The 5,773-nt window shown below is 61.3% G+C and carries 5 protein-coding genes; 4 read left to right on the top strand and 1 reads right to left on the bottom strand.

Annotated features, from left to right (window positions below):
* Positions 1–1,257: dihydroxy-acid dehydratase domain-containing protein (locus Y708_RS24585; RefSeq protein ID WP_035776138.1), on the top strand; the 1,257-nt coding region annotated here is incomplete at its 5' end.
* Positions 1,258–1,624: 367 nt separating this feature from the next.
* Here the strand turns inward: Y708_RS24585 and Y708_RS0111750 are convergent.
* Entirely contained in the window at positions 1,625–1,825 is a 201-nt protein-coding gene (locus Y708_RS0111750) for a hypothetical protein (RefSeq protein ID WP_028280087.1), read from the bottom strand.
* A gap of 316 nt (positions 1,826–2,141) precedes the next feature.
* On the opposite strand from Y708_RS0111750, the gene Y708_RS0111745 reads away from it, so the two are divergent.
* The 3 genes from Y708_RS0111745 (at position 2,142) to Y708_RS31515 (ending at position 5,768) form a co-directional block, all read left to right on the top strand.
* Positions 2,142–3,443 carry a hemolysin family protein gene (locus tag Y708_RS0111745; RefSeq protein ID WP_028280086.1) on the top strand — a complete coding sequence of 434 codons (1,302 nt, stop codon included), beginning with the start codon at positions 2,142–2,144 and terminating at the stop codon, positions 3,441–3,443.
* A 370-nt stretch (positions 3,444–3,813) separates the two neighbouring features.
* Entirely contained in the window at positions 3,814–4,917 is a 1,104-nt protein-coding gene (locus Y708_RS0111740) for a TerC family protein (protein ID WP_028280085.1), read from the top strand.
* Positions 4,914–5,768, top strand: a complete 855-nt coding sequence (locus Y708_RS31515; protein WP_343212969.1) for a helix-turn-helix transcriptional regulator — start codon at positions 4,914–4,916, stop codon at positions 5,766–5,768. Before Y708_RS0111740 ends, Y708_RS31515 begins: the two co-directional genes overlap by 4 nt.
* Positions 5,769–5,773: the final 5 nt, after the last annotated feature.

Genomic DNA, 5,773 nt, shown 5'->3' with positions numbered 1-5,773 from the left:
CTCTACGCCGGCTCGATCATGCCTGGCTGGGTCAAGCTCGAGGACGGCTCCGAGAAGGAGGTCACCCTGATCGACGCGTTCGAGGCCGTGGGCGCCTGTGCCGCGGGCAAGATGAGTCTCGGGGATCTGGACCGCATCGAAAAGGCCATCTGCCCGGGCGAAGGCGCCTGCGGCGGCATGTACACCGCCAACACCATGGCCTGCATCGGCGAGGCCCTGGGCATGTCCCTGCCGGGCTCTGCCGCTCCGCCTTCGGCAGACCGCCGCCGTGACGTGTTTGCGCGCAAGTCCGGCGAAGCGGTGGTCAACCTGCTCCGCCTCGGCCTCACGGCCCGCAACATCATGACCAAGAAGGCGTTCGAAAACGCCATCGCCGTCACCATGGCCTTCGGCGGCTCCACCAACGCCGTGCTCCACCTCCTGGCCATCGCCCGCGAAGCCGAAGTGGAGCTGACGCTCGAGGACTTCAACCGCATCGGGGACAAGATCCCGCACCTGGGCGACTTGAAGCCGTTCGGCCGCTACGTCATGACGGACGTCGACAGGATCGGCGGCGTGCCGGTCATCATGAAGGCACTGCTCGACGCCGGCCTCCTGCACGGGGACTGCCTCACAGTCACGGGCAAGACCGTTGCCGAGAACCTCGCCGCGATCAACCCGCCGGACCTGGACGGCAAGATCCTCCGTGCCATGGACAACCCGATCCACAAGACCGGCGGCATCACCATCCTCCATGGCTCCATGGCGCCTGAGGGTGCCGTGGTGAAGAGTGCCGGCTTCGACGCCGACGTCTTTGAAGGAACCGCCCGCGTCTTCGAGCGCGAGCAGGGCGCACTCGACGCGCTGGACAACGGCCAGATCCGCAAGGGGGACGTTGTGGTCATCCGCTACGAAGGACCCAAGGGCGGACCGGGCATGCGTGAAATGCTCGCCATCACCGGTGCCATCAAGGGCGCCGGCCTCGGCAAAGACGTGCTCCTGCTGACCGACGGCCGCTTCTCCGGCGGAACCACCGGACTCTGCATCGGCCACGTCGCCCCGGAAGCCGTCGACGGCGGCCCCATCGCCTTCGTCAAGGACGGGGACCGGATCCGCGTGGACATCGCCGCCCGCAGCTTCGACCTCCTCGTCGACAAGGCGGAGCTCGAAGCCCGCAAGATCGGCTGGGAGCCCCTCCCGGCCAAGTTCACCAAGGGTGTGCTCGCCAAGTACGCCAAGCTCGTCCACAGCGCCTCGACCGGCGCATACTGCGGGTAAAGCACAAGCACCCATTTACAGGTCCACGGACGGTGACTCCGTTGAGAATCACCCCAACTGGAGACGGGTGTAGAGGACTTCAGAAATTCCGTGCAGACCACTTCGGAAAATGACACGATACTGCCCACGCCCACTCCCCTATCAGCTCATCAAAGGCCCAAACGTACTTTGTTGAGAATAGACGATGTAAGACACATTGTTGAGACACGACACGGCTCCGGGAACTGCTGTGACTGTTAACTAGGAATGGCGGTTAATCGCAGCTTTCATTGGCGGTTGTGCTGTTCCGCAAGCCGATCCCTCACCGTGCCCGTTTGTCTGTCTCCTCCGGATCGGAGAGACCTCCCTCATTCGCTCGTCCACGTCGTTATTCTGTTCGGCTGACGAGCAGGAGTGCGACCAGCCACGCGATCAAGAGAACGCTTAGAACGATCGCCATTACGGCAAAGCCAGCGAAGAAATTTGTCGGGATCGCAATAGCAGCTCCGACAGGTGCAGCCCACAGAATTAGGAGCTGGCTTGTCGACGTCCCACCGCGACGTTGGCTTTCAGGTGCATCGTCGTTCATGGATTCCTCAGTAGTAGTTGCTAGAAGGTTAGAGCTCAACACTCGATCCATCGCCACGATTAGCGTGGTCAAGCTTGAAACGAGACGGTCTCGCCGCGGGTTTGCGCCTCCACGGTGCTCTATCTCAATGTGCCGAAATCGTTCGTATCCGCTACAAGCGGTGCAACTCCTACGAGGGCACCTGTGAATTACATCGATGTTTGGCTCATTTTTCGCAGCGATCTATGGCGTACTCGTCCCTCTCAGTGGCGGAGGGTGTTTGACGGCGACGACCGCTGTCGGGTGCGTCCGTGGAGGGTTCTTCTAGACTCGGGGTATGGACGGCGATACTGTACTCAATGCTTTGCTGGTTCTGTTGTTCGTCCTGATCGGCGGTGTATTCGCAGGCACTGAGATGGCTATAGTGACCTTGCGGGAAAACCAGGTCCGCAGGATCGAGACCGGCGGTAAGCACGGACCGAAGACGGCGGCGTTAGTCCGTAACCCAAACCTGTTCCTGTCCGCGGTGCAGATCGGGGTGACCCTGGCTGGGTTCTTCTCCTCCGCATACGGTGCCTCTACACTCGCTCCCGATGTCGCACCGATCCTGGAAGGTCGCGGCCTGTCGCCTCAGGCAGCAGACACCGTAGCTCTGATCGGAATGACCCTGATCATCGCGTATCTGTCCCTTGTCTTCGGTGAGCTGGTGCCGAAACGACTCGCTATGCAACGTGCCGTGGGGTTCACCCGCGCTCTGGCGCCACCGCTGAACATATTCGCGCGACTCATGCGGCCGGTCATCTGGTTGCTGTCCGTTTCTACCAACGCGGTGGTAAGGATCCTCGGTGGTGACCCTCATGCCCGAACGGAGGAAGTGAGCGCTGAAGAATTGCAGCAGATGCTCGCGGAAACCCCGAACCTTAATCGGGAGCATCGAAGGATCCTTTCGGATGTTTTCGGCGCCGGCGATCGATTGATCCGTGAGGTTATGCGGCCGAGGCCAGATGTCGTTTTTCTCCGCGCTGATCTGTCTGTCGAGGACGCCAAAGCCGTCATCGCAGATCACCCCTACACCCGATACCCCGTATATAGGGCAACGCAGGACGACGTTGTTGGGTTCGTTCATCTCCGGGACCTCTTCGAGGCCCATGGGGGTGAAGAGAGAACTGTCGCGGACCTGATCCGCCCTATTTATCCCCTACCGGGAACGAATAAGCTCCTTCCATCGCTGAGCCTGATGCGTCAGCAGGGACAGCACATGGCGTTGGTCGTCGACGAGTACGGGGGCACTGATGGGATCGTCACCCTTGAGGACCTCGTTGAGGAAATCGTTGGCGAGATCTATGACGAATACGATAGGGACCAGCAGTTGGACGAAGTAGAAGCCGCTGCCCTGGTGGAAGGGGAGTCACGGGAGATTGACGCCCGATTGATTATCGAGGACGTCCCGGAACTCATCGGGATTGAACTCCCCGATGACGGCCCCTATGAGACGGTCGCAGGTTTCATCATCGACCGGCTGGGGCGGATCCCCGACCATGGAGACAGCGTTGAGACACAGGGCCACCTCTTCGAGGTGACCCGGGTATCGGACCACCGCGTGGAGAGCATTACCGTTACGCGCCTGCACCTTCCGTAGGGGGCACTCGGCGAGGTGGACAAATCGCCCGAACGCGATCAGCTCTGACACCAGAAGAGAACACCGCCCATTAGGGGCTGGCGCGAAAACCCCCGTGCAATCGTCGCGCCCAGATCGATCATTGTGCAGGTGGCCTGACTTCTGCGCGGGAAGCGGCGTTAATCCTGTCTTATTGGTGGCGCAGCTCCCCTCGACGCTGGTGTGGCGCGCCGCTCTTCCCTTGGTAGGTGAAGTGTGCTTCACTTGTTTTGTACACGGAGGGGAGTATCCCCTAATTGTCCCGTCGTCACTACGGCTTATCAGCAGCCCGGCGGACAAGCCCTTTTAGGGCTGGGAAAGACCTCCGATCGATTCGATCGGAGGGTTTTTCATGGATGTCCCATTCTGGATCTGGGCTGCGGTATTGGCCTTCATCCTTGTGATGCTGGCTGTTGACCTTTTTGCTCACCGTCGCGCCCACGTTATCGGCGTGCGAGAAGCCGCCATCTGGTCCGGCGTGTGGGTGACCTTCGGTGTCGCTTTTGGCGTGCTGGTCTGGATGAACTGGGGGGCCGAGTTCGGTCAGCAGTACTTCGCCGGCTACCTCATTGAGAAGTCCCTCTCGGTGGACAACGTCTTTGTTTGGGCAATCATCTTCAGCTACTTCGCGGTCCCGCGCGAGTTCCAGCACCGGGTCTTGTTCCTGGGCGTGCTGGGGGCACTGATCTTCCGCGCAATTTTCATCGCCGCCGGCGCCGTGCTGATTCAGAACTTCTCCTGGATTCTCTATGTTTTCGCGGCCTTCCTGCTCTACACCGGGTGGAGGATGATCCGGCAGCGCAACGATCACCTGAACCCTGAGCAGTCGATAGTGCTTCGCGGCTTCCGGCGCTTCGTGCCGATGACCGAGGCTTACCACGGGCAGAAGCTGTTGGTCCGGCGCAAGGGCGTCCTGTTAGCTACCCCACTGTTGGCGGTGCTGGTTCTGATCGAGGTCACGGACATAGTGTTCGCCGTGGACTCCATCCCCGCGATCTTCGCCGTCACAGACGAGGTTTTCCTTGTCTTCACCGCCAACGCCTTCGCGATCCTGGGACTTCGTGCCATGTACTTCCTGCTGGCAGATTTGATCCACCGCTTCATCTACTTGAAGATCGGGTTGGCCTTGGTCCTGATCTGGGTCGGCATCAAGATGCTTCTCAAAATCGACCTGTTCTACATCCCCACAACCATTTCCCTGGCTGTGGTCGCCACGATCATCACGGTCTCCATCGTTGCCAGCCTGCGCGCCACCCGCGGTCAGGGCCGCAAAGCCCTCCCGCAGCCGACCGAGCCGCCTTTCCGGGTCGCCACTGAGGAAGAGAACGCCGAGCTGGAACCGGTGTGGCGCCGTCACCGTGGCCAAGTCCTCACCAACCAACGGACCGAGAACGTAAACGCTGACGAGGACGACGACGATCGAGAGTCCGCAGGTAGAGACGGCGGTGCACGATGAGCGCGGCTTATGCCTTCCCGCGGCGCCCCGTCGTCGTCATTATCACCGACGAATCCGTTGCCACGACTGTGGCGCACAGCGCGGTTTGGGCCGCTTCAGAACAGGAAAGGCCCATACTACTTTTGGTGCCGAGGCAACGACCCGCGTTCACCACCGATCCGGCGATAGTGGCGAGGCTGTATGGGCGAGCGCTGCGCGAAGCCGAAGCCCTCGCTGGCAAGGTTCGGCCTGTACTGGAAGCGGCGGGATTCTCCGCTCCTGCACGCGTCGTATGGCACGGCACGTTCTCACTCAGACGTTCACGCCCGGCCCGGGCTATCGCCCTGGCCCGCGCGGTTCGCAAGGCCGGCGCGGCCGCCGTCGTCACTCCCATTGACCTGCCGACGCCGTCAGTAAAGGGCGTGGAAATCCTGCGCATACCGGACCACCAGGCTCGCTACCGCGCACACTGGTCGGAAGAGACTCTAGCTACATCCAAGGAAAGGGGCGCCCCAATGTCGCTCACGAATTCAACGAATCCGGCCCAAGAAATGGCGGCAACAGAAATAGCGACCCCGGACACCGGGCCAGCCCAACGTCCACCCTGGACGTTCCTGACCAATCACCGCCATGTGCTCCTGGCTGTCAACGAGAACTCCCGCGCGCGCGTGGACGACATAGCAGCGACTGTTGGCATCACGCCCAGGGCAACCCTGCACATTCTTGCGGACCTTGAGGAGGCAGGCTACCTGGAACGCCTCCGCGAAGGACGCCGCACTCGGTATGTGATCCAACCCCGCCAGCACTTCCGCCATCCCGCCGAAGCACATCAGGAAGTCGGTGCACTCCTGGCGATCTTCGCTCCCCACTAACGGAC

Source organism: Arthrobacter sp. H5 (assembly GCF_000520595.1).
GTDB lineage: Bacteria > Actinomycetota > Actinomycetes > Actinomycetales > Micrococcaceae > Arthrobacter_D.
Note: the sequence above shows the minus strand (reverse complement) of the source record. Positions and strands in the feature narration are given on the sequence as shown.